We start from the raw sequence: 22445 nt of genomic DNA on the forward strand, positions 1-22445 counted from the left end.
ATGAATATTAAAGATTCCTACGATTTCGTGTTGTTGAAATGCAAATTATATTTGAAATAAATAATAATTTTTCTCAAGATAAAAAGAGTTGTCTAATAATCCATAAATCATTATGATTGAGTTTGGTATTTTTACTCAATTTTAAATTTCAAGGAGGACTCATGAAGAAAATATTGATTACTTTAACCGCAGCAGCCCTACCTTTTGCAGCATCCGCCGAAGTTGTCCTGTACGGACAAGTCAAAAGCACCATCACCTCCGGACAGGTGAAAATCAAGGGTAGCGAAGGTACGGAAAAAAGCGCGACCGCAACCCGTATCAATGACAATACCTCGCGCATCGGCTTCAAAGGCAATGAGAAACTTTCAGACGACCTCAAAGCCATCTGGCAAATTGAACAGCGCACTTCCATTTTAGGCGAATCCAACAGCCAGCGTTTCGGCAACCGCGATTCCTTCATCGGCTTGGAAGGCAAGTTCGGTAAGGTCCGCGTCGGCAATATGAACAATATGCTCAACGAGATGGATACCATCGATCCGTGGTTGTATAAAACCAACGCGATGGGTTTGGGCATCAACACCCGCACCGGTGTGCGCACCACATCCGTGCGTTACGACAGTTCTTCATTTGGCGGGTTCAAGTTCAATGCGTCCTACGCGCCGCGCGACAACCGCAATCCGGACGACAAATATAAGCACGAACAACCCAGCAAAGAGCAATATACCGCCGGTTTGACTTATGAAAACAGCGGTTTCACCACCAATCTTGCCTACGGCCATTACAAAGGTGCATACACCGACAAGAACGGTAAAACCAAAGCCGCGCAAATCGCTAAAATCGAGAGTTACTACGACAAAAACAACCTGTTTGTCGGCGTAGGTGCGCAATATACCAAAGGCCATGAAAGCGCAAATAAATATCTGGGTTACTTTACCGATGATTTCAATACGTACAAAGGCACTGACATTACTGCCGATGCCGGTAAAAATGAAGCCGTCAAAGTCGCCGATGCAGCCGTTACCGTGGGTTATACCTTCGGCAACCTGACCCCGCGCCTCACTTACGCCCACGGCTGGGCGGCAAAAGGTGTGAACAGTGGCGAGAAACTGGTCGATAAGTTCGACCAAGTTGTAGTTGGTACCTCCTACAAATTCAGCAAACGCACTTCGATGCTTGCTCATGCCGGCTATATGAAACTGGGCAGCAAAACCCGCCTGACGCCGACTCAAACAGGTTCTGTTGAACAAAAAGCCGTTTCTTTGGGCATGGTTCATAAGTTCTAATGAAGCGGTACGGATAGTCAGAAAATAGAAGAGGTCGTCTGAAAACCTTTATTTTGAAGTTTTCAGACGACCTTATTTATTTTGGTCTTGGTTTCCCTGCATTCCGTTTCCCGATAAAATACACGCTTTCGATTTTGACTCTATCCGCCATGCCGACCGACCTTCAAGCCATCAACCGCCTGCTGCCGCAAACCCAGTGCCGAGAATGCGGCTATCAAGGCTGTCTGCCTTATGCACAAGCTTTGTTGCACGAGGATGCGCCTGTTAATTTGTGCGCTCCCGGTGGAGAAACGGTGATGGTCGATATTGCCGCCTTATTGGGCAAGCCGCGCGTTGCGCCGGTCAAAACGCAGCCCAAAGCCGTCGCCTTGATAGACGAAGCCGCCTGTATCGGCTGTACCGCCTGCATCCGTGCTTGCCCTGTCGATGCGATTATGGGTGCAAGCAAGTTTATGCACACTGTCATCAGCGACGAATGCACAGGCTGCGGACTCTGCCTTCCGCCTTGTCCGGTGGACTGTATCGACATGATACCTTCCAAACAGGAATACCTCCCCGCCGCGCGCAGCCTGAGCCGTTCTTCCGAAGCGCGTTTCGCCGCTGCCGAACACGCGCAAAGCCGCTTTGATTGGCACACCGAACGCAAAGCGCGCGACGAGGCGGAACGCAAAGCCATGCTTGCCGAGCGCGAAGCCGCCGTTAAAGCCAAACAGGCGCAAATTCAAGCCGAAACCCAAGCTGCCGCCAAACCTGCCTTCAATCCCATGGATTTGATTGCCAAAGCCATGGCGAAAGCCCAATCCCAACAAGACAAGCTGGTTGCGTCCGACAACCGCGAAGCATTCAAAAACCGACAAATCGAAGAGGCCAAAGAGCGCGCCGAATTGCGCCGCGCCCAACGCGATGTCAAATATGGCAACGAAGAAGAAAAAGCCGCCGCGCTTGCCTATCTGCGCCGTTACAAAGCGGAGCAAGAGGCAGCCAAAGAAATACGGTGAGGCCGGTGGAGAGACTTTGAAGGTCGTCTGAAATGGGTTTTCAGACGACCTTTAAGCTAAATCAAGTATGGAGTTGATGGGGTGTTGAGGAATAACAAGCAACACCTTTTCTGCAAATACCCCAGTTGCTTGAGATGCTTCTTAAACATGTTATTTCCCGTATGCAAAATCCCATTTGCGCCAAAGTCAGGGGCTGTCCAGTATGAAAACAGGCTGCACAAAACTGTTTTGTATGGTAAAGTCTGCTTTTAATAACTCGGCGGTTTAAAGCCGTCATTCAGGGGCTGTTTGAATTTAAAATCAGATTTGTTGGAAACGCTGCATCGTTTGCGCGGCGTATTTCGAGAAGCGGGCTGTGTGTCCGTCTGGTTTTAAATTCAAGCAGCCCTTTGCGTTTACAAAAACAGATAGAAGGTAGATTCCCATGCAATCTTGGCAGCTTCCCGAACATGTTGCCGATGTGTTGCCGACCAACGCCCGACAGTTGGAAAGCGCGCGAGAGCAGTTGTTGACTTTGTTCCGAGTGCACGGTTACGAGCTGGTACAGCCTCCGCTGATGGAATACAGCCATTCCCTGCTGACGCACATTGACGCGGGTTTGTCTTTGAAAACCATTTTGGTGGTCGATCAGCTGAGCGGTCGGCAGTTGGGTATCCGCGCCGACATTACGCCGCAAGTGGCGCGTATCGATGCGCATCTTTTGTCCGCCAATCAAGGGATTAACCGATTGTGTTACGCAGGTCCTGTGTTGCACGCGCGGCCGGAAGGTTTGCTCAATATGCGAGAACCTTTGCAGGCGGGAGCGGAGATGTATGGTTTCGCCGACATCCGGGCGGATATCGAACTGATTGACCTGATGCTCAAAAGCATGAAGCTTGCCGATATAGGCGAGGTTTTGCTGTCGCTGGGTCATATCGGCGTATTCCGCGCTTTGTCCGATGCGGCGCATTTGGATGCGGAGCAGTCCGCAACGCTGCTTGCGTTGATGCAGGATAAAGATACCGAAGCGGTCGAAGCGCAGGTTAAGGCTTGGAAGCTGGACGGCATGTGGGCAAAAGCATTTTCGCTGCTGCCGCGTCTGTATGGCGGACGGGAAGTGTTGTCCGCCGCGCGCGAACGATTGCCTGATCTGTCGGCAGTCGGCAGCGCGTTGGACGAATTGCAGGCAGTGTGCGACGCATTTCCGAATCAGAAAGTCCATATCGACTTATCCGAACTGCGCGTCGACAATTATCACACCGGCTTGCTGTATGCGGCATACGGTTCCAATTTCCATGACGCGGTCGCACGGGGCGGGCGTTATGACGGATTGGGCGAATATTTCGGCCGTGCGCGTCCGGCAACGGGATTCAGTTTTGACTTGCGCAGCTTTATCGGACGTTTGCCCGCCATTGAGCGGCAGCCCGTCGTCTTGGTCGATGCGGAAGATGCCGAAGCGGCTCGCGAAGCAGTTGAAGTCCTGCGTGAACAAGGGCAGTGTGTCGTTGTCGACTACGGTATCGGACACAACGCTTCGGAAGAGGTTGCAGGTCGTCTGAAAAAGTCGGACGGCGTTTGGCAGGTTGAGAAAATTTAAATACCCATTCATAGCAGATTAAAGGCAAATCAGGGCAGGGCGCAAAGCCGTCTTGGTTTGAAGTTGATTCACGATAATTTTTTAATATTAATAGGTTATATGGCTATGGCTAAAAATGTTGTAGTAATCGGCGCCCAGTGGGGCGATGAAGGCAAAGGTAAAATCGTCGACTGGCTGGCGGAAGAAACCAGCGGTGTCGTGCGTTTCCAAGGCGGCCACAATGCGGGTCATACTTTGGTCGTCGGCGGCAAGAAAACCATTTTGCGCCTGATTCCGAGCGGCATCCTGCATGAAAACTTGGATTGCTTCATCGGTTCCGGCGTTGTCGTTTCCCCCGAAGCATTATTGGGCGAAATCGACGAGCTGAACGCAGCAGGTGTGAAAAACGTCGAAGGTCGTCTGAAAATCGCGCCGACCTGCCCGCTGATCCTGCCTTACCACATCGCGCTTGACCAAGCCCGCGAAGCATCGCGCGGCAAAGGCAAAATCGGTACGACCGGCCGCGGTATCGGCCCAGCCTACGAAGACAAAGTGGCACGCCGCGCCATCCGCGTCGTCGATTTGCTGCATCCTGAAAAACTGCGTGAAAAACTGGATGCCGTCCTTGCCTATTACAATGTCCAACTGCAACATCTGCACAATGCCGATCCGGTTAAAGCGGAAGACGTGATGGCGGTTATCGAAAAAGTTGCGCCGCGCATTACGCCTATGATTACCGACGTATCCCGCGTGTTGAACGAGAAAAACAAAAACGGCGAAAAACTGCTGTTTGAAGGCGCGCAAGGCACGCTGTTGGACATCGATTACGGCACTTACCCCTTCGTTACCTCGTCCAACTGCCTCGCAGGAGCCGCTTCCGCAGGCGCGGGCGTAGGTCCTCAAATGCTGGATTATGTTTTGGGCATCGTCAAAGCCTATACCACGCGCGTCGGTTCAGGCCCGTTCCCGACTGAATTGTTTGACGAAGTAGGAGCAGGTTTGGCAGAACGCGGACACGAATTCGGCTCCGTAACCGGCCGCGCACGCCGCTGCGGTTGGTTTGATGCCGCCGCGTTGAAACGCTCCATCCAAGTCAACGGCATCTCCGGTATGTGTATCACCAAACTGGACGTGATGGACGGCATTGAAACCATCAATATCTGCGTCGGCTACGAATTACCCGACGGTAGCAAAACCGACATCCTGCCTTGCGGTTCGGACGCGGTAGAAACCTGCAAGCCGATTTACGAAACCATGCCCGGCTGGAGCGAATCGACTGTCGGCGTGAAAAGCTATGACGCATTGCCTGCCAATGCCAAAGCATATTTGAAACGCATCGAAGAAGTCTGCGGCGCACCGGTAGCCATCGTCTCTACCGGCCCCGACCGCGAAGAAACCATCGTTTTGCATCATCCGTTCGCATAATGGGTTGATTGTAAAAGGTCGTCTGAAAACGATATTTCGGGTTTTCAGACGACCTTTTTGTATTAAGCGTGGTTAATCGGTAGCGTGAATATGAAAAACAGCCGCATATGCCTCAACAAATGAAAGGCGATTTCGTTCATATCAATATATAGTGGATTAACTTTAAACCGGTACGGCGTTGCCTCGCCTTAGCTCAAAGAGAACGATTCTCTAAGGTGCTGAAGTACCAAGTGAATCGGTTCCGTACTATCTGTACTGTCTGCGGCTTCGTCGCCTTGTCCTGATTTAGAGTTAATCCACTATACATACTTTATCCAACCCTCTGAAAAACTTTTCAGACGACCTGTAAACCTATATGATTGCACGGCAAGACAAACAAAGGAGCAAACACAATGGCAACAAACGAATACACGCAAATCGGCTGGATAGGCTTGGGTCAAATGGGTAATCCGATGGTAACGCGGCTTTTGAACGCCGGTATCGAAGTCGGTGTTTATAACCGTTCGCCCGATAAAACCGCCGACCTTGCCAATAAAGGCGCGAAAGTGTACGCAAGCACCATCGATCTTATCCGCGCTTATCCCGTTATTTTTCTGATGGTTTCCGACTTCGCGGCTGTGCGCGATATTTTGAGTGAAGAGGTTCGCAAGGAGCTTGCGGGCAAAATCATTGTCAATATGAGCACTATTGCTCCTTCTGAAAATCTTGCCGTTAAAGAATTGGTCGAAGCTGCGGGCGGTCAGTTTGCAGAAGCGCCTGTTTCTGGTTCGGTCGGTCCTGCTACCAACGGTACGTTGCTGATTTTGTTTGGCGGAGAAGAAAGTGTTTTAATGCCTCTGCAAAAAGTGTTTTCCATTGTCGGCAAACAAACTTTCCATTTCGGCGGGGTAGGGAAAGGTTCGGGTGCAAAACTCGTGCTCAACTCCCTGCTGGGTATTTTCGGCGAAGCATACAGCGAGGCTATGCTGATGGCTCAACAGTTTGGTGTCGATACTGATACCATCATCGAAGCCATCGGTAATTCCGCTATGGATTCGCCTATGTTTCAAACCAAAAAATCGCTGTGGGCAAACCGTGAATTCCCACCTGCCTTCGCACTCAAACACGCTTCCAAAGACCTTAATCTGGCGGTCAAAGAGCTGGAGCAAGCCGGTAAGCCGCTGCCTGCCGTCGAAACCGTTGCTGAAAATTACCGTCAAGCGGTAACAGCAGGTTACGGAGAGCAAGACGTTGCCGGCGTTTATTTGAAATTGGCAGAACGTTAGAAATAGCGTTGGCTCAGAATATGGGTTCAAGGTCGTCTGAAAACCGTATAGAAGTTTTCAGACGACCTTGTTATCGCAGGCAATCATCCCACACTGCTTCAATCGGTTTCTCAACTTCACACGAAAGCTGCACCTCTAAAAAGGATATTTCCCATGACGCAAAATGAAAAACAACACACTAAACCACAAGGCGAGCTTTTGCTGCGCACCGTTGCCATGCCGCGCGACACTAATCCCAATCAAGATATTTTCGGCGGTTGGATTATGTCGCAAATGGATTTGGGCGGCGGTATTTTGGCGGCGGAAATTGCACAAGGCCGTATTGTTACCGTAGCTGTTCAGGAAATGAATTTCATCCGTCCTGTGAAAGTGGGGAATGTCGTCTGTTGCTACGGCCGCTGCGTGAGCGTGGGTAATACTTCGTTGCAACTGAAAATCGAGGTTTGGGTAAAAACATTGATGAACGATCATCTTACTGAGGATCGTCAACTCGTGACAGAGGCTGTCTTCACTTATGTCGCCATTGATAGTGAAGGTAACAAACGCCCGATTCCGAAAGAGGGAAACCCAAAACTGGAAGGTTTGATTTAAGCAAAAGGTCGTCTGAAAACGGATTTCAGACGACCTTTTTAATTTAGTATTGGGATGAAACGTTATAGTGGATTAAATTTAAATCAGGACAAGGCGGAAGCCGCAGATACAGTACAGATAGTGGGGCAAGGCGAGGCAACGCCGTATCATTGCAATTTTAATCCACTAGATTCACTATAAACTTTCTCTTTAAGGAGGCGTAGTGATGATGTGGGGAAAATTGAATTTGATGGCAAATAAAAAGTCGTCTGAAAATTTCAGACGACTTTTTCATGAAGAGTAATCTTAACTGCCGATTAATTTCAAACGTTGACCGGGTGTCACGCCATTGGTATTTCGATTCCAGCGGCGGATATCGTTTACATCTACGTTGAATCGGTTGGCGATGGTATTCAAAGTATCGCCTCTGCGAACGGTATAAGAAACGTTTCGGATGCTGTTTCGGGTTTTGGCGGGCGCTGCGGTCACACGCAACAGCTGACCTTTACGGATGTTATTGCCTTTGATGTTGTTGGCAATAATCAAGTCAGCAACGCTCAAATTGTAACGACGAGAGATATTAAACAGCGTATCGCCATCGGCTACACGGTGCATGCCCGCACCTGCGGTTTGAGATTGCTGCTGATTACCCGCACGGGCCAAACGCGCCTCAGTGCGGCTTTGTTGTTTGGCGGTATTGGCGGCAATACGCTCGCTACGCGCTTTGACTGCGTCGGATGCAATATTGTGTTCGCTGGCGGCTTGTGCGACTGCTACATTTTCAGTTTGAGTACGAAGATTTGAATCTACCAACGCCATCAGTTCATCGGCTGTTTCAGCAGCTTGCGTCGGAGCAGCTTGAGCAGTAGTCAACTCAGTAGTTGTATTTGCGGCAGTTTGCTCGACAACGGCAGGCTTGCTTTCAGCTTGAGACAATTGGGCAAATACTTCAGGAATACGCTCTTCTTTGACATTTGCCGATGCCAAATCTGCTGAAGAGTTGGTTTGAACAGTGGTTTCAGGTGTGGTTGCGATGTCTGCTTTGGCAACGGTAGTAGGAGTTGCAGAGGCAATTTTGCTTTCTCCGCCAACAGGAGCTGATTGAGCGACAGCAGTTTCGGATACTGCTTTTTTGCCAAGGGCTACATAATCTGTTGGTACTGCCGCAACGGGTTTAATATTGGCAAAATCCATTGTAGGAATATTTGCTTTTGCCGTTTTAATAGGTGCCATTTCCGGCATATTGGAACGGTAAGTATCCGGTCTGTTATCAACATCGATGAATGAGAGTGTATCAGGTGTCGCCGAATTTGCTGCTTTATTCTTGGCTACCAAAATACTGCGGTCGGAAGACAGGGAGTTATTTCCCAAGCCATTCAGTCGTTTGATTTCGGCAACGCTCATACCGGTTTCTGCTGCGATGGCGTTCAAGCTGGTATTGTTTCGGGATGTGTATACGTTCCAAGACAACAAAGTATCGGGATTTGCGTTTCGGTAGTTTTTCTCGAAAGAAGCCACAGAATCAACAGGCAGCAACAGGCGGCGATTGTTTTTTGGGATGAATACAGGCGCATTGAATCCCGGATTGAGTGTCAGCAATTCGCTTTCGCTGATGTTGGCGAAGCGGGCGATAGTGCTGTTGTCAATCGGCTTGTCGATGCTCAGGGATTTGAAATACGGCTGATTGTTGATTTCGGTGATATTCATGCCGAAAGTTTGCGGGTTGGCAACGATATTGCGTACGGCCAAGAGTTTGGGAACGTAATTCCGTGTTTCGTCAGGCATGCGCAGATTTTCGTAAATCGGCTCCAAACCTTGCGCGCGCGCCCGATTGACGGCACGGCCGACATTACCTTCGCCCCAGTTGTAGGCAGCCAGTGCAAGGGACCAGTCGCCGAATAATCCGTGCAGGTATTGCAGGTAATTCAATGCTGCGTCAGTTGCTGCGTAAACATCGTGACGGCCATCATACAAAGGGGTTTTTTCCAAGCCGTAGTGGCGACCCGTTGCAGGCATAAACTGCCACAGACCGGATGCGCCGACATGTGATTTCGCTTTGGTAACGAATGCGCTTTCGATAAACGGCAGCAATGCGATTTCGGCAGGCATATTGCGTTTTCTGACTTCGTTGGCAATATGGTACATATAGGGTTTGCTGCGGGTAATGGTGCGGTCGAAGTAGGCACTATTGGCAGCGAATTTGCTCTCATGGCGGCGAACAAGTTCGGAATTGACCTCGTTCATACGGAAATCCTTGCGCAACGATGCCCAAAGGCTGCCCGTTCCGAAAGTTTGCGCTTTGGCTTGATCCAAAAGAGAGGAATTGAGGCGCATCATTGCCATACCTACTTGATCTGGTGTGGCATTTTGAGCGTATGCTGCGCCGGAAGCTGCGGATAAACTTGAAATGGTAAGTGCGATGGTTTTCAGTTTTGCCATGATGAATCAATAATTATCAATGATATAAGGTTAAATTTAGTCTACCCGATGGTACTGTTTGAAGATGTAGCCGTCAAGGTAAAGGGGGTGAAATTTACATATGCTTGGGTCTTAATGTTAAAATCTGTGGCATAAATACGGCGATTGCATTGTATTTTTCTATCGGACAGTAGAAATGAACGCATGAAACAGTTAATAGGATAACGACTATGGATGTATGGTTTGAAGATACGGCTATGGGGCGTTATGTTGCTCAGAACGAAGCTGCTTTTTTTGAGCGGCATTTGCAATATTTTGACGGACAGGCCGTTGTCCAACAAGGCGGTCAATGGTTGAGGTCGTCTGAAAACGTGGTTGCCGTGCCCCGCGATGTATTGATGACGGCGGACGCCATGGCTTGGGAGAGTCATTCTATTGATGTGCTGCTGATGCCGCACAGTCATGAAACTGCCGCGCTGACGCAAGTGCTGCATGAAGCGTCCAGGGTGTTGAAACCTGAAGGGCGATTGGTTTTGACGGGGTTTAATCCGAAATCTTTGTGGTTTTTCAGCAGGTGGTTTGATGGAACGCGCTTGCCTAAAAAGGAGCATTGCCTGACTTTGCCGGCTTTGAAGCAGCGGTTGGCGGATTTGGATTTTGAGGTGGAATTCGGGAAGTTTATGGTGTACCTGCCTGCTGTGAATTCGCAAAAGGGGCTGCGGTTTTGGCGTTTTATGGAGAAGGCGGGGGACAGGTGGTGGCCGCAGTGCGCGGCGGTGTACGGTTTGGTTTTGGTCAAGCGTATGGCGGGGGTAACGCCCTTGCCGGAGTTTGAAAAAATATTGGGAACGCAGACGGTGGCTTTGGGCGCGGCGCGGATTTCGGATTGAGAAATTTGGTGTTGGGTAAAACCGGCATGACTGTTTTCAGACGACCTTTTGAGGCCGAACATTTGAAAACGAGAGGTTTGACTCCATAAATATAGCCTCTTCTATATTTGTCATTCTGCCTTGAATTTGCTGCTTTCTGCCTGTAAAGCTGATTGGTTGCAAATTGTCAGGCTGCGTTGGCATCGGTAGAATCTTAGGTCGTCTGAAAAGTCGATGTTGACTGTATTAGCTTGAGGATAAAGAAAAATGCCGGAATTGCCTGAGGTAGAAACGACGTTGCGCGGTATCAGCCCGCATATTCAAGGTAAAAAGGTGGCGGATGTCGTGTTGCGCCAAACCAAGCTGCGCTGGCAGGTCAATCCGCAGTTGGCGGAGCTTTTGGCGGGGCAGGAGGTGTTGAGTTGTCGTCGGCGGGCGAAATATCTGATTATTGGTTTTGCAACGGGTATTTTATTGATCCATCTGGGTATGTCGGGCAGCTTACGGATTTTTACGGACGGCGATGCGCGGATTGATCATCCTGATAAACATGATCATGTGGACATTGTGTTTGCGGACGGAACGGTATTGCGCTATCACGACCCGCGTAAGTTCGGCGCGATTTTGTGGTATGAAGGCATTGCCGAGCATCATCCGCTTCTTGAAAAACTGGGCCCCGAGCCGCTTTCAGACGACTTCTCCTCCGATTATCTGTACCAAAAATTTAAAACGCAAAAACGCGCGGTCAAGCTGGCTCTGATGGACAATGCCGTCGTGGTCGGTGTGGGCAATATTTATGCGAACGAAAGCCTGTTTAAATCGGGCATCTCGCCACACCGCCCTGCGGACAAGGTTAAGAAAAAAGAATGCGCCGTCTTGGTGGAAACGATTAAATCGGTATTGCAGCGCGCGATTGAAACCGGCGGTAGCACGTTGCGCGACTTCGTCAACAGCGACGGAAAAAGCGGCTATTTCCAGCAGGAATATACGGTGTACGGCAGGCACAACGAACCCTGCGTCCGTTGCGGCGGTTTGGTGCAGAAGGAAGTTTTGGGGCAGCGCGGGACGTTTTATTGTCCGAACTGCCAAAAATAATCTATGAACCTGTTTTCAGACGACCTCTTTGTCATCTGGGTCGTCTGAAAACGTTATTACTATGATTTGATACACATTTAAGACGAAAAGAAAAACAGTTATGCACTCACAAAAAGCACCGTTTTTTACCCGTTTGGGCAGATTGTTCCGCTTGGCGGGATGGCTGTTCCGAACCGGAAGACATTTGCGCCGTATCGATGCCGGCAATCCTGCCGAACGCGATTATGCGGTCATCACTCTGGGCAAAGGCGCGCTGGAAGCCTTAGATATCGAATTGGAAATCGGCACGCCACCTGCGGATAATGTGAAGGGTGTTTTGGTGGCGGCAAACCATGTGTCGTGGCTGGATATTTTCGCCATGAGTGCGGTGTATCCGAGCAGCTTTATCGCCAAGCAGGAAATCAAAGACTGGCCGGTTTTGGGCAAAATGGGGCAAAACGCAGGCACAGTGTTTATCAACCGCAATTCCCGACGCGATGTCGAGCCGATTAACCAAGCCATTTGCGCCGCGTTGAAAGCTGGGCAGAATGTCAGCTTTTTCCCCGAAGCGCGGACTTCTTTGGGCTTGGATATTTTGCCGTTCAAAGCCGCGCTCTTCCAATCCGCCATTGATGCCGACGCGCCTGTTCAGGCGGTTACGCTGCGCTATTATGATGATGCCGGTAAAAGGACGACTGTGCCGTCTTATGCACAAGTCGATTTGGTGCGCTCACTTTGGCGCATCGTTTCCATGAAAAAACTACGCATCCGTATCGATTTTGCCGCCCCGATTCGCCCCGGCAAAGACGAAGACCGCTTTATGTTGAAAGACAAAGTAGAAAGCAGCATCCGCGAAGTCGTATTGTCCGACGCACACGATTCCGAAAAATAATTCCAGGCCAGGGGCTTGTTTTCTTTCAGACGACCTCTATTTATATGAAACATTCGCAGGTTGAGTTTCATAGCTTCAAGTAATTAATATTATTTGAACTATAAATTATACAAATCAAACTCCCTGCGCTAGAATGCACACATTCACTCGTATCATTCCCTAAACCTAAAATTTCAAGGAGATCCAAAATGGCTTTGCAAGATCGTACCGGTCAAAAAGTACCTTCCGTCGTATTCCGTACCCGCGTGGGCGACACTTGGAAAGATGTTTCCACTGATGACTTGTTCAAAGGTAAAAAAGTAGTCGTATTCTCTCTGCCCGGCGCATTTACTCCGACTTGTTCTTCTTCCCACCTGCCACGCTACAACGAATTGTTCGGCGCGTTCAAAGAAAACGGCGTTGACGCAATTTACTGCGTATCTGTAAACGATACTTTCGTGATGAACGCTTGGGCTGCCGAAGAAGAAGCTGACAACATCTACATGATTCCTGATGGCAACGGCGAATTCACCGAAGGCATGGGCATGCTGGTCGGCAAAGAAGACTTGGGCTTCGGTAAACGCTCTTGGCGTTACTCCATGCTGGTTAACGACGGCGTGGTTGAAAAAATGTTCATCGAGCCTGAAGAGCCGGGTGATCCTTTCAAAGTGTCTGACGCTGACACTATGTTGAAATTCATCGCTCCTGACTGGAAATCTCAAGAATCTGTTGCCATCTTCACCAAACCCGGCTGCCAATTCTGCGCTAAAGCTAAAAAAGCTTTGCAAGACAAAGGTCTGTCTTACGAAGAAATCGTATTGGGCAAAGATGCAACTGTTACTTCCGTTCGCGCCATTACCGGCAAGATGACTGCTCCTCAAGTCTTCATCGGCGGCAAATACATCGGTGGCAGCGAAGATTTGGAAGCTTACTTGGCTAAAAACTAATTGCCTAGTGCTTGAGACGGTTTAAAAAGCCGTCTGAACAGAAAAATAGAGTTATTCAGACGATACGCTACACGGTCGTTCTGAATAGCTCTATATTTACAAGTAGAATTTGAGATTATTGTTTTAAATCGAAATTTTTAAAATGGCTATTGATTTTATGTTGTCGATAGTTTTTAAGTAGGTCGTCTGAAAACTTGATACGCTTCACGCTGATACCGCTTCGGACGCTCAACAAAAAAGGACAAAGATTATGAAAAAAATTCAAGCAGATGTCGTCGTAATCGGCGGCGGTACTGCCGGCATGGGCGCGTTTCGCAATGCCCGTTTACATTCGGATAATGTTTACCTGATTGAAAACAACGTGTTCGGCACGACCTGCGCGCGCGTGGGCTGTATGCCTTCCAAACTCTTGATTGCCGCCGCAGAGGCGCGCCATCACGCATTGCACACCGACCCGTTCGGCGTGCATTTGGATAAAGACAGCATCGTCGTCAACGGCGAAGAAGTGATGCAGCGCGTCAAATCCGAGCGCGACCGTTTTGTCGGCTTTGTCGTTGCCGATGTGGAAGAGTGGCCTGCCGACAAACGCATTATGGGTTCGGCTAAATTTATTGACGAGAATACCGTCCAAATCGACGACCATACCCAAATCACGGCAAAAAGCTTTGTGATTGCTACCGGCTCGCGTCCCGTTATCCTGCCGCAGTGGCAGTCTTTGGGCGACCGTTTGATTATCAACGACGACGTTTTCTCATGGGATACGCTGCCTAAGAGCGTTGCCGTGTTCGGGCCGGGTGTTATCGGTTTGGAACTGGGTCAGGCATTGCACCGTTTGGGCGTGAAAGTTGAAATTTTCGGCTTGGGCGGCATCATTGGCGGCATTTCCGACCCCGTCGTTTCAGACGAGGCGAAAGCCGTGTTCGGCGAAGAATTGAAACTGCATTTGGATGCTAAAACCGAGGTCAAACTCGACGCAGACGGCAATGTAGAAGTTCATTGGGAGCAAGACGGCGAAAAAGGCGTATTTGTTGCCGAATATATGCTGGCAGCCGTAGGCCGCCGTCCGAACGTTGACAATATCGGTTTGGAAAACATCAATATCGAAAAAGACGCGCGCGGCGTACCCGTTGCCGATCCTCTGACCATGCAGACCAGCATTCCGCATATCTTCATCGCAGGCGACGCGTCCAACCAACTGCCTCTGCTGCACGAAGCTGCCGACCAAGGCAAGATTGCCGGCGACAATGCGGGCCGCTACCCGAATATCGGCGGCGGTTTGCGCCGCAGCACCATCGGAGTGGTGTTCACCAATCCGCAAATCGGCTTTGTCGGTTTGAAATACGCGCAGGTTGCCGCGCAATACCAACCCGACGAATTTGTCATTGGCGAAGTATCGTTTAAAAACCAAGGCCGCAGCCGCGTGATGCTGGTAAACAAAGGTCATATGCGCCTGTATGCCGAAAAAGCCACCGGCCGCTTCATCGGCGCGGAAATCTTAGGCCCGGCCGCCGAACATTTGGCGCACCTGTTGGCATGGGCGCATCAAATGAAGATGACCGTTCCGCAAATGCTGGATATGCCGTTCTACCATCCCGTTATCGAGGAAGGTCTGCGCACCGCGTTGCGCGATGCCGATGCGAAGTTGAAACAGGTTTGATGGGTTGACCTAATCGGTCTGCTAGAATGAAAGGTCGTCTGAAAACCTGATTTAAGGTTTTCAGACGACCTTTTTGTCTTTGCGTTGCGAAATAAAATCAGTTACTGGGTAATGTGTAGTTCGGATACCTGTATCCGACGAATATTTAATGCTTCTGTTTCCTTTACGCGTTGTGGCAGATGGAGATGTCAGATTCAAGAATCTGACCTACGACAGATTTGGCTGCCGGAGCGAGAGGTCGTCTGAAAACTCGAATTTGAAGGTAAGAATCCTTTAAATCTTGAGTATTCATTAAAACCTGTTCAGATGGTTGCTATCAGCTGGGTTCTGTATGTTACAGGGCTTGGCTTTTTTCATTTCAAACGGCATTGTCCGCAGTAATCAGGAAAGATTAAAAGGAAAGGGGGGGTAATTTTAACCGGCTTTCTAAGCGTTTCTTAAAAATCCATTGCATTTTCGCTCAATCCATTAACATTTAACCTTGTTGGAAACGCAATTTGTTTGTTAGTATTAAGCCATTGCCGTTACGTCCGCATCACGGCGGCGACGGACAACCTCCAAGACGGACAACCTCCAAATAGAAAGGACACATATCATGGCTAAATTATTGGTCGCTCCGGTATCCGCCGGTTTGGACGTGGCAGCGGCAAGCAAAGCCTTTGCCCAAGCTTTGGGCGCGCAAGTTTTCCAACCGCTCGACGCATCCGCCGAAACCCTGTTGGCGCAAGGCAAAAGCGATGACTGGTTTGACGCTGTGGTCGGCAAAGCCGTCGCACTCAATACCGACAAACTCGTTATCGAAGGTATCGCCCCCGATGCGGACAAACTCTTCCTGTCCGGCAAAAACGTCGAGCTGGCGCTGTCTTTGGATGCAGGCGTAGTTTTGGCATTGCAATCTGACAATGCCGACGCAGCCGAAGCGGCACACCGAATCAACCTTGCCAAACAGCTTTACACCAACTCTCCGGGCCTTTTGGAAGGCTTCATCATTGAAGGCGCAGCAGCATCCGTAGGCGAAGAAGTTGCCCGCCTGACCGGACTGACGTTCTACGGTTCAAGCAGCGCGCTCAAAGACGTATCTGCTTTAGCAAAACGCGAAGCCTCCCGCCTGTCTCCCGCCCAATTCCGTTACAACCTGATTGATTTTGCCCAAAAAGCCGATATGCGCATTGTCCTGCCCGAAGGTGCAGAACCGCGTACCGTCGCCGCAGCCGCCATCTGCCACGAAAAAGGCATTGCCCGCTGCGTCTTGCTTGCCAAACGCGAAGAAGTTGAAGCCGTTGCCAAAGAACGCAGCATCAACCTGCCTGACTCTTTGGAAATCGTCGATCCCGCTACATTGATCGAACAATACGTCGAGCCGATGTGCGAATTGCGCAAATCCAAAGGTCTGACCCCTGAAGATGCCCGCAAACAACTGCAAGACACCGTCGTCCTCGGCACCATGATGATGGCGCAAAACGACGTGGACGGCTTGGTATCCGGCGCCGTTCATACTACCGCCAACACCATCCGCCCCGCTTTGCAACTGATTAAAACCGCACCGGGCGCCAGCCTCGTGTCCAGCGTATTCTTCATGCTGCTGCCCAACCAAGTCCTCGTCTTCGGCGACTGCGCGGTCAACCCGAACCCGACGCCCGAACAGCTTGCCGATATCGCCATCCAATCCGCCGATACCGCCAAAGCCTTCGGTATCCCGCCTAAAGTTGCCATGATTTCCTACTCCACCATCAACTCAGGCAGCGGCCCTGATGTTGATGCCGTGATTGAAGCGACCAAACTGGCGAAAGAAAAACGCCCGGATTTGGAAATCGACGGCCCACTGCAATACGATGCGGCTACCGTACCTGAAATCGGCAAAACCAAAGCCCCTGAAAGCACCGTCGCCGGTCAGGCAACCGTCCTGATTTTCCCAAGCCTCAACACCGGCAACTGCACCTACAAAGCCGTACAACGCAGCGCCAACGTCCTGAGCGTCGGCCCACTGTTACAAGGTTTGCGCAAACCGGTCAACGACCTCTCCCGCGGCGCATTGGTAGAAGACATCGTCTTCACCATCGCCCTGACAGCAGTTCAGGCAAAACAAATGGCAAACTGATTACTTGATTTTTTAAAGTAAACACAGGTCGTCTGAAAACCTATCAATAAGGTTTCAGACGACCTTTTTATAGTGGATTAACTTTAAACCAGTACGGCGCGTTGCCTCGCCTTAGCTCAAAGAGAACGATTCTCTAAGGTGCTGAAGTACCAAGTGAATCGGTTCCGTACTATCTGTACTGTCTGCGGCTTCGTTGCCTTGTCCTGATTTAAATTTAATCCACTATACATTTTGGCATAGCCCAAACAGGTTGGACACAATTCCTTCGTCTGTCTCAATCTTCTTTTCAGCTTTCAAAACGCCGTCCGAAACTGCTTACTTCAAACCTCCTTCCCCCGCTTTTCAGACGACCTCCTGCCCGCTATAATACGCTTGCAAATTATTTGCATTATCATTTAATTCAGGAGAAACGCATGAGCACCCGTACCGAACACGACACCATGGGCAATGTCGAAGTCCCGTCCGAAGCCTATTGGGGCGCGCAGACCCAGCGCAGCCGCAATAATTTCAAAATCGGCGGCGAAACCCTGCCGCAGCCGTTGATTTATGCTTTGGCTCTGGTGAAAAAAGCCGCAGCCGCCACCAATGTTTCCCTTGGCAGGATTAAGCCCGAACAGGCGGATTTGATTACGCAGGCGGCGGACGACGTGTTGAACGGCAAGCTCGACGGGCAGTTCCCCTTAGTGGTTTGGCAGACCGGCTCCGGTACGCAGTCCAATATGAACATGAACGAAGTGCTTGCGAACCGCGCCAACGAAATCGCCGGTACGGGTTTGGCGGCGTATCAGCCCGTCCATCCCAACGACCATGTGAACCACGCGCAATCGACCAACGACGCGTTCCCGACCGCCATACACGTCGCCGCCGCGATTGAAATCAACCGCCACCTCATCCCCGCCGTCCAAGCCCTGCGCGACACATTGGACAAAAAAGCCAAAGAATTCGCCCCCATCGTCAAAATCGGCCGCACCCACTTGCAGGACGCGACGCCGCTGACTTTGGGACAAGAGTTTTCCGGCTACGTTTCCCAACTCGACCACGGCTTAGGCCGTCTGAACGACGCACTCAAAGGTTTATACGAACTCGCCTTGGGCGGCACGGCGGTCGGTACGGGCTTGAACAGCCATCCCGAATACGCCGAAAAAGCCGCCGCCAAACTCGCCGAACTGTCCGGCCTGCCGTTTGTCAGCGCGCCGAACAAATTTGAAGCCTTGGGCGGACGCGATGCCGCCGTTGCCGCTTCGGGCGCACTGAAAACGCTGGCGGCGAGCCTGAACAAAATCGCCAACGACATCCGCTGGTTGGCAAGCGGCCCGCGCTGCGGTTTGGGCGAAATCAAAATCCCCGAAAACGAGCCAGGTTCGTCCATCATGCCGGGCAAAGTCAACCCGACCCAATGCGAAGCGATGACCATGGTGTGCTGCCAAGTGTTCGGCAACGACGTCACCATCGGCATGGCGGGCGCGTCGGGTAATTTCGAGCTGAACGTCTATATGCCCGTTATCGCCTACAACCTTTTGCAATCCATCCGCCTGTTGGGCGACGCATGCAACAGCTTCAACGAAAACTGCGCCGTCGGCATCGAACCCGTACCGGAAAAAATCGATTATTTCCTGCACCATTCCCTGATGCTCGTTACCGCATTGAACCGCAAAATCGGCTACGAAAACGCCGCCAAAGTCGCCAAAACCGCCTATAAAAACGACAAATCGCTGCGCGAAACCGCCGTCGAATTGGGCTTGTTGACAGGCGAAGAGTTTGACGAACTGGTCGTCCCCGCCGATATGGTTCATCCGCGCTGATTGACGGTTTGAAATACGGCAAAGGTCGTCTGAAAATATTTCAGACGACCTTTTTTGATGTTTGAAACCGTCAAACGGCTTATTTGTCGTGGCGCACCATTTTCGGCGCGTAGCGTCCGGCGCGTTCTTTGAGGCGTTTGACCAGACCTTCGGTGGTGTTCGGTACGCCGTCGGTACAGAAGGCTTGGTAGAGGACGGCACGCATCTCGTCGTTTTTGTTGAAGGTTGAGCCTATGGGTTTCCATTCGGCTTTGCGCGGCTCGATCCAGCGGCGGTTGACGGTGTCGCCGTAGCCGAACACTTTATAAGACGAGCGTTTGTCTTTGCCGTATGTGAAGGAAGAGCGGGCGCAGAAGAGGCCTTCGACGGTCAGGTTGTCATGACCTTTGTCGGAACGGACGTTGAGGATGTAGCGGATGCTGCCGTCGGGAGAGGGCATGATTTGCAGGCTGCTGAGAAGGATTTTGGGCTGCTTGCCGTAGTCTTCGCTGACGTAGAGGTCGAACCAGTCGCCGGATTGGGTGTCGGGCAGCGGCGGGAGCGCGGTTTTTTGTTCGGCGAACTCGCGGGCTGCGGCTTCTTCGGGGCTTTCTTTGTAGCGTGTGTTGAAGGGGGTATCTTTTTCGCTGAATCCGGCGGCGTTGACTGCCGTGGCGGCGAGGCAGAGGGTCAGGAGGGCGAGACGGCGCATGGTGTGCTCCAAAGTGAAAAACGGCTTTATTTTATGGGTTTGGCGGGGTGGGGTGCAAGTAAGTACGGTATAATTCATGTTAATCCTTTTAACGGAACATCGGAAACTATGAACGCACACACCTTAGACTTAAAGGGGCTCAGATGCCCTTTGCCGATTTTAAAAACCAAAAAAGCGTTGGCGCAAATGGAGGCGGGCGAAGTCCTGACCGTGTTGGCGACCGACGGCGGCGCGCCCGGCGATTTTGAGGCTTTCTGCCGTCAGACCGGGCATGTCTTGCTCGAATCGCGCGAAGAAGACGGCGTGTTCACGCTGGTCGTGAAACATAAATAAAGGTCGTCTGAAAATGGCAAAACGTCCGATTTCAAGACTTTTGACGCCTTCTTGTGAAGCTTGTAGTTTGATTTTATTAAGTTTTGCAAGCGAATCATTATTAGATAAAGGAAAATAATGAAAAAGCAACTTTTTCTACTCTTTTCGGTTTTGCTGGGATATTCCGAGCTTTCTTTTGCATACGACCCAACCCGCGGAGCGTTGCAGAATGCGCCGGAATTGCGTAGTTACGGTTATAACCAGCAAGATATTTATAATAAATATCACCCATCGGTGAATGTCGGTAATTCTTATAACAATAACGGCAATTCCTATAACAATATGAATCCGGTTATTATCCACGTGCCATCAAAGTACGGAGCGATAGTGTTAAATAACAAAACCGGAATTATTACAGATTCCGTAAATGAGGATTCATTGGAGCAAGCTAAGCGTGTTGCCATCCAGAGATGTGAAAAAAGGGGGGCTGGTAAATTTTGTAAAGTTCGTGATTGGGTTAGGAACGGCTGTCATGCGCTTGCTACAGGAACGAAAAATGGTCTACGTTTTCTTTCGAAAGGGAATTCTAGTACGGAAGGAAATTCAGAAAGGTTGGCTTTAGAAAATTGTAATTCTCAAAAATACGAAGAGTGCGCAATCATTGTTCCTGAACGTTGCTCCCTTCCAAATGATTGATTACAAAATTTACTTTGAACGCTGTTCCCTGCCTACCCTGCTCTTTTAAATCTATATGAAAGGTCGTCTGAAAATGGTGAAACGTCCGATTTCAAGGCTTTTGACGCTTGCCGCTTTCTCCGTTTTATTGGCGGCGTGCGGCAGGGAGGAAGTGCCGCCCGAGCAGATGGCGGATCGTGCGAACGCGGCGGCGGAATTGTTCCGTCAAGGCTGCGTCGCTTTTGACGGGGCTGCCGATAAAGTGCGCTCTTTTGCCGATAATGAAAAACTGACGGCTTTGAACGCGGAAGAAATCGGCAGGCTGCCCGCAGGTTTCATTGAGCCGGATGCGCTTGCCGTTTGGAAGAAAACGCAGGACGGCGCGGATTATTATTTGAGCCTGACCGGCGACAGTTGCAGCGTGAAGACGGCGCGGGCGGACGAAAACTTGATACGCAAGCAGTTTATGGTGTTGGTCGAAAACCCGCCGAAGGGTTTGAACAACGAATTGCGCACCGATCAAGCCTCCGAATCGCCGGTTCCGATCCGTCAGCTTTCTTATGCGTGGCGCGCGTCGGGCAGCCCGGAAGAAACCCTGCTGACTGTCAAAACCACCCCGTCCGACCAGCTGCCCGTGCAGGCGGTGTTTTACCTGACGCATCAGTCCTACAACGGCAAGCCTGTCCTTGTGCAATAGCCTTTTCAGACGACCTTTAAGGGAACATCAAGGGGTCGTCTGAAACCCCAAAATCTAAAAAGGAACACTCATGCAAACCCTGACCATCATCCGCCCCGACGATATGCACCTGCATCTGCGCGACGGCGACGCGCTCAAAGCCGTTGCCCCCTATACCGCCCGCCAGATGGGGCGCGCCGTCATCATGCCCAACCTCAAGCCGCCCGTCGTCAGCGTAGCCGACGCGCTTGCCTACAAAGCGCGCATCATGGCGGCATTGCCCGAAGGCAGCGCGTTTGAGCCGTTGATGACGCTCTACCTGACCGACCAAGCCACGCCCGAGCTTGTGCGCGAAGCCAAAGCCGCCGGCATCATCGCCTTCAAACTCTACCCCGCAGGCGTGACCACCAATTCCGATTCCGGCGTAACCGACCTGTTCAAACTCATCCCCGTGTTGGAAGAAATGGCAAAACAGGGCATCCTGTTCCTTGTTCACGGCGAAGTAACCGACCCCGAAATCGATATTTTCGACCGCGAAGCCGCCTTCATCGAACGCGTGATGAAACCCGTTTTGGCGCAAGTGCCGAATCTCAAAGTCGTGTTTGAACACGTCACCACCGCCGAAGCCGCCCGCCTCGTTTTGGAAGCAGGCGACAACGTTGCCGCCTCCGTGACCCCGCAACACCTCCTGCTCAACCGCAACGACCTCTTGGTCGGCGGCGTGCGCCCCCATCATTTCTGCCTGCCCGTACTCAAGCGCGAGACCCACCGTCAGGCATTGGTCGCCGCCGTTACCGGCGAGAAGGCACACAAATTCTTCCTCGGCACCGATTCCGCGCCACACGCCAAATCCGCCAAAGAAAACGCCTGCGGCTGCGCCGGCATGTTCAGCGCCATGACCGCCATCGAGCTTTACGCCGAAGTGTTTGAAAAAGCAGGCGCGTTGGACAAACTCGAAGCCTTCGCCTCGAAAAACGGCGCAAGGTTCTACGGCATTCCCGAAAACGCCGACACGATCACCCTCGTCAAACAAAGCCAAACCGTCCCCGCAAGCGTCCCTTACGGCGACGGCGAACTTGTCCCGATGCGCGCGGGCAGCGAGATAGGCTGGACAGTCAAATATTGAGCCGCACACCATGACTGCATGAAAATGCCTGCCCGAAAAGAGGCAGGCATTTGGGTTTGATGCGGGAGCGGATAAAGGGTTGTCCCGAGACTGTTGCTCATAGTGGATTAACTTTAAATCAGGACAAGGCGAC

At 51.0% G+C, this 22445-nt stretch carries 19 protein-coding genes and 1 pseudogene; 18 read left to right on the forward strand and 2 right to left on the reverse strand.

The genetic code is table 11. The annotated features are described in order from the left end of the window. Nucleotides 1-161 precede the first annotated feature (161 nt). From HMPREF3050_RS03650 to HMPREF3050_RS14770, 7 genes and pseudogenes are all read left to right on the forward strand, one after another. Nucleotides 162-1283 (forward strand): porin, encoded by a 1122-nt coding sequence (locus tag HMPREF3050_RS03650; RefSeq protein WP_070773488.1) that lies wholly within the window; start codon nt 162-164, stop codon nt 1281-1283. Between the two features lie 149 nt (nt 1284-1432). Continuing rightward, a complete protein-coding gene (locus HMPREF3050_RS03655; protein WP_070773489.1) occupies nt 1433-2281 on the forward strand; it encodes an RnfABCDGE type electron transport complex subunit B in 849 nt (282 codons plus the stop codon). Nucleotides 2282-2705: 424 nt separating this feature from the next. Then, nucleotides 2706-3857: an ATP phosphoribosyltransferase regulatory subunit gene (locus HMPREF3050_RS03660; protein ID WP_070773491.1), complete on the forward strand. Its 1152-nt coding sequence runs from the start codon at nt 2706-2708 to the stop codon at nt 3855-3857. 105 nt (nt 3858-3962) lie between these two features. After that, nucleotides 3963-5261, forward strand: a complete 1299-nt coding sequence (locus tag HMPREF3050_RS03665; protein ID WP_070773493.1) for an adenylosuccinate synthase — start codon at nt 3963-3965, stop codon at nt 5259-5261. Nucleotides 5262-5653: 392 nt separating this feature from the next. Continuing rightward, nucleotides 5654-6526: an NAD(P)-dependent oxidoreductase gene (locus tag HMPREF3050_RS03670; RefSeq protein WP_070773494.1), complete on the forward strand. Its 873-nt coding sequence runs from the start codon at nt 5654-5656 to the stop codon at nt 6524-6526. Between the two features lie 153 nt (nt 6527-6679). Beyond that, complete coding sequence (yciA, locus tag HMPREF3050_RS03675) at nt 6680-7117, forward strand: acyl-CoA thioester hydrolase YciA (protein ID WP_003759083.1); 438 nt, start codon at nt 6680-6682, stop codon at nt 7115-7117. Between the two features lie 60 nt (nt 7118-7177). After that, a pseudogene (locus HMPREF3050_RS14770) lies at nt 7178-7285 on the forward strand (IS5/IS1182 family transposase); the annotation flags it as partial. A 117-nt stretch (nt 7286-7402) separates the two neighbouring features. Here HMPREF3050_RS14770 and HMPREF3050_RS03680 read toward each other — a convergent pair. Next, complete coding sequence (locus HMPREF3050_RS03680; RefSeq protein ID WP_070773495.1) at nt 7403-9535, reverse strand: LysM peptidoglycan-binding domain-containing protein; 2133 nt, start codon at nt 9533-9535, stop codon at nt 7403-7405. A gap of 209 nt (nt 9536-9744) precedes the next feature. Between HMPREF3050_RS03680 and HMPREF3050_RS13210 the strand changes: the two genes are divergently transcribed. The 7 genes from HMPREF3050_RS13210 to fumC all read left to right on the forward strand — a co-directional run bounded on the left by HMPREF3050_RS13210 (nt 9745) and on the right by fumC (nt 18832). After that, entirely contained in the window at nt 9745-10404 is a 660-nt protein-coding gene (locus HMPREF3050_RS13210; RefSeq protein WP_094113311.1) for a class I SAM-dependent methyltransferase, read from the forward strand. A gap of 246 nt (nt 10405-10650) precedes the next feature. Continuing rightward, complete coding sequence (gene mutM / locus HMPREF3050_RS03690) at nt 10651-11478, forward strand: bifunctional DNA-formamidopyrimidine glycosylase/DNA-(apurinic or apyrimidinic site) lyase (RefSeq protein ID WP_070773497.1); 828 nt, start codon at nt 10651-10653, stop codon at nt 11476-11478. 100 nt (nt 11479-11578) lie between these two features. Then, nucleotides 11579-12349: a 1-acylglycerol-3-phosphate O-acyltransferase gene (locus HMPREF3050_RS03695; protein ID WP_003777585.1), complete on the forward strand. Its 771-nt coding sequence runs from the start codon at nt 11579-11581 to the stop codon at nt 12347-12349. Nucleotides 12350-12537: 188 nt separating this feature from the next. Next, complete coding sequence (locus HMPREF3050_RS03700) at nt 12538-13275, forward strand: redoxin family protein (protein ID WP_070773499.1); 738 nt, start codon at nt 12538-12540, stop codon at nt 13273-13275. Between the two features lie 250 nt (nt 13276-13525). Continuing rightward, nucleotides 13526-14932: a dihydrolipoyl dehydrogenase gene (locus tag HMPREF3050_RS03705; RefSeq protein WP_070773501.1), complete on the forward strand. Its 1407-nt coding sequence runs from the start codon at nt 13526-13528 to the stop codon at nt 14930-14932. A gap of 595 nt (nt 14933-15527) precedes the next feature. Further along, a complete protein-coding gene (gene pta, locus HMPREF3050_RS03710) occupies nt 15528-17030 on the forward strand; it encodes a phosphate acetyltransferase (RefSeq protein WP_070773503.1) in 1503 nt (500 codons plus the stop codon). Between the two features lie 413 nt (nt 17031-17443). Continuing rightward, a complete protein-coding gene (gene fumC / locus HMPREF3050_RS03715; protein ID WP_070773505.1) occupies nt 17444-18832 on the forward strand; it encodes a class II fumarate hydratase in 1389 nt (462 codons plus the stop codon). 79 nt (nt 18833-18911) lie between these two features. Here the strand turns inward: fumC and HMPREF3050_RS03720 are convergent, their stop codons facing one another. Further along, nucleotides 18912-19523: a CNP1-like family protein gene (locus HMPREF3050_RS03720; protein ID WP_036529159.1), complete on the reverse strand. Its 612-nt coding sequence runs from the start codon at nt 19521-19523 to the stop codon at nt 18912-18914. A gap of 108 nt (nt 19524-19631) precedes the next feature. Between HMPREF3050_RS03720 and HMPREF3050_RS03725 the strand changes: the two genes are divergently transcribed. The 4 genes from HMPREF3050_RS03725 to pyrC all read left to right on the forward strand — a co-directional run bounded on the left by HMPREF3050_RS03725 (nt 19632) and on the right by pyrC (nt 22312). After that, the gene (locus HMPREF3050_RS03725; protein WP_009311572.1) at nt 19632-19856 is read left to right on the forward strand and encodes a sulfurtransferase TusA family protein; all 225 of its coding nucleotides are present in this window, start codon (nt 19632-19634) and stop codon (nt 19854-19856) included. A gap of 117 nt (nt 19857-19973) precedes the next feature. Continuing rightward, nucleotides 19974-20531 (forward strand): DUF4189 domain-containing protein, encoded by a 558-nt coding sequence (locus tag HMPREF3050_RS03730; protein WP_070773506.1) that lies wholly within the window; start codon nt 19974-19976, stop codon nt 20529-20531. Nucleotides 20532-20604: 73 nt separating this feature from the next. Next, entirely contained in the window at nt 20605-21207 is a 603-nt protein-coding gene (locus HMPREF3050_RS03735; protein ID WP_070773508.1) for an NMCC_0638 family (lipo)protein, read from the forward strand. Nucleotides 21208-21277: 70 nt separating this feature from the next. Next, a complete protein-coding gene (gene pyrC / locus HMPREF3050_RS03740) occupies nt 21278-22312 on the forward strand; it encodes a dihydroorotase (RefSeq protein WP_070773509.1) in 1035 nt (344 codons plus the stop codon). Nucleotides 22313-22445: the final 133 nt, after the last annotated feature.

The sequence above is a fragment of the Neisseria sp. HMSC065D04 genome (genome assembly GCF_001815675.1).
Taxonomy (GTDB): domain Bacteria; phylum Pseudomonadota; class Gammaproteobacteria; order Burkholderiales; family Neisseriaceae; genus Neisseria.

Bases quoted from the DNA above. Each gene is read 5' to 3' on its own strand.
- pyrC (WP_070773509.1), top strand. From the start codon at position 21,278: ATGCAAACCCTGACCATCATCCGCCCCGACGATATGCACCTGCATCTG.
- HMPREF3050_RS03665 (WP_070773493.1), top strand. From the start codon at position 3,963: ATGGCTAAAAATGTTGTAGTAATCGGCGCCCAGTGGGGCGATGAAGGC.
- HMPREF3050_RS03730 (WP_070773506.1), top strand. From the start codon at position 19,974: ATGAAAAAGCAACTTTTTCTACTCTTTTCGGTTTTGCTGGGATATTCC.
- HMPREF3050_RS03720 (WP_036529159.1), bottom strand. From the start codon at position 19,523: ATGCGCCGTCTCGCCCTCCTGACCCTCTGCCTCGCCGCCACGGCAGTC.
- yciA (WP_003759083.1), top strand. From the start codon at position 6,680: ATGACGCAAAATGAAAAACAACACACTAAACCACAAGGCGAGCTTTTG.
- HMPREF3050_RS03700 (WP_070773499.1), top strand. From the start codon at position 12,538: ATGGCTTTGCAAGATCGTACCGGTCAAAAAGTACCTTCCGTCGTATTC.
- HMPREF3050_RS13210 (WP_094113311.1), top strand. From the start codon at position 9,745: ATGGATGTATGGTTTGAAGATACGGCTATGGGGCGTTATGTTGCTCAG.
- HMPREF3050_RS03695 (WP_003777585.1), top strand. From the start codon at position 11,579: ATGCACTCACAAAAAGCACCGTTTTTTACCCGTTTGGGCAGATTGTTC.
- HMPREF3050_RS03725 (WP_009311572.1), top strand. From the start codon at position 19,632: ATGAACGCACACACCTTAGACTTAAAGGGGCTCAGATGCCCTTTGCCG.
- pta (WP_070773503.1), top strand. From the start codon at position 15,528: ATGGCTAAATTATTGGTCGCTCCGGTATCCGCCGGTTTGGACGTGGCA.
- HMPREF3050_RS03680 (WP_070773495.1), bottom strand. From the start codon at position 9,535: ATGGCAAAACTGAAAACCATCGCACTTACCATTTCAAGTTTATCCGCA.
- HMPREF3050_RS03655 (WP_070773489.1), top strand. From the start codon at position 1,433: ATGCCGACCGACCTTCAAGCCATCAACCGCCTGCTGCCGCAAACCCAG.
- HMPREF3050_RS03670 (WP_070773494.1), top strand. From the start codon at position 5,654: ATGGCAACAAACGAATACACGCAAATCGGCTGGATAGGCTTGGGTCAA.
- HMPREF3050_RS03660 (WP_070773491.1), top strand. From the start codon at position 2,706: ATGCAATCTTGGCAGCTTCCCGAACATGTTGCCGATGTGTTGCCGACC.
- mutM (WP_070773497.1), top strand. From the start codon at position 10,651: ATGCCGGAATTGCCTGAGGTAGAAACGACGTTGCGCGGTATCAGCCCG.
- HMPREF3050_RS03735 (WP_070773508.1), top strand. From the start codon at position 20,605: ATGGTGAAACGTCCGATTTCAAGGCTTTTGACGCTTGCCGCTTTCTCC.
- HMPREF3050_RS03705 (WP_070773501.1), top strand. From the start codon at position 13,526: ATGAAAAAAATTCAAGCAGATGTCGTCGTAATCGGCGGCGGTACTGCC.
- HMPREF3050_RS03650 (WP_070773488.1), top strand. From the start codon at position 162: ATGAAGAAAATATTGATTACTTTAACCGCAGCAGCCCTACCTTTTGCA.
- fumC (WP_070773505.1), top strand. From the start codon at position 17,444: ATGAGCACCCGTACCGAACACGACACCATGGGCAATGTCGAAGTCCCG.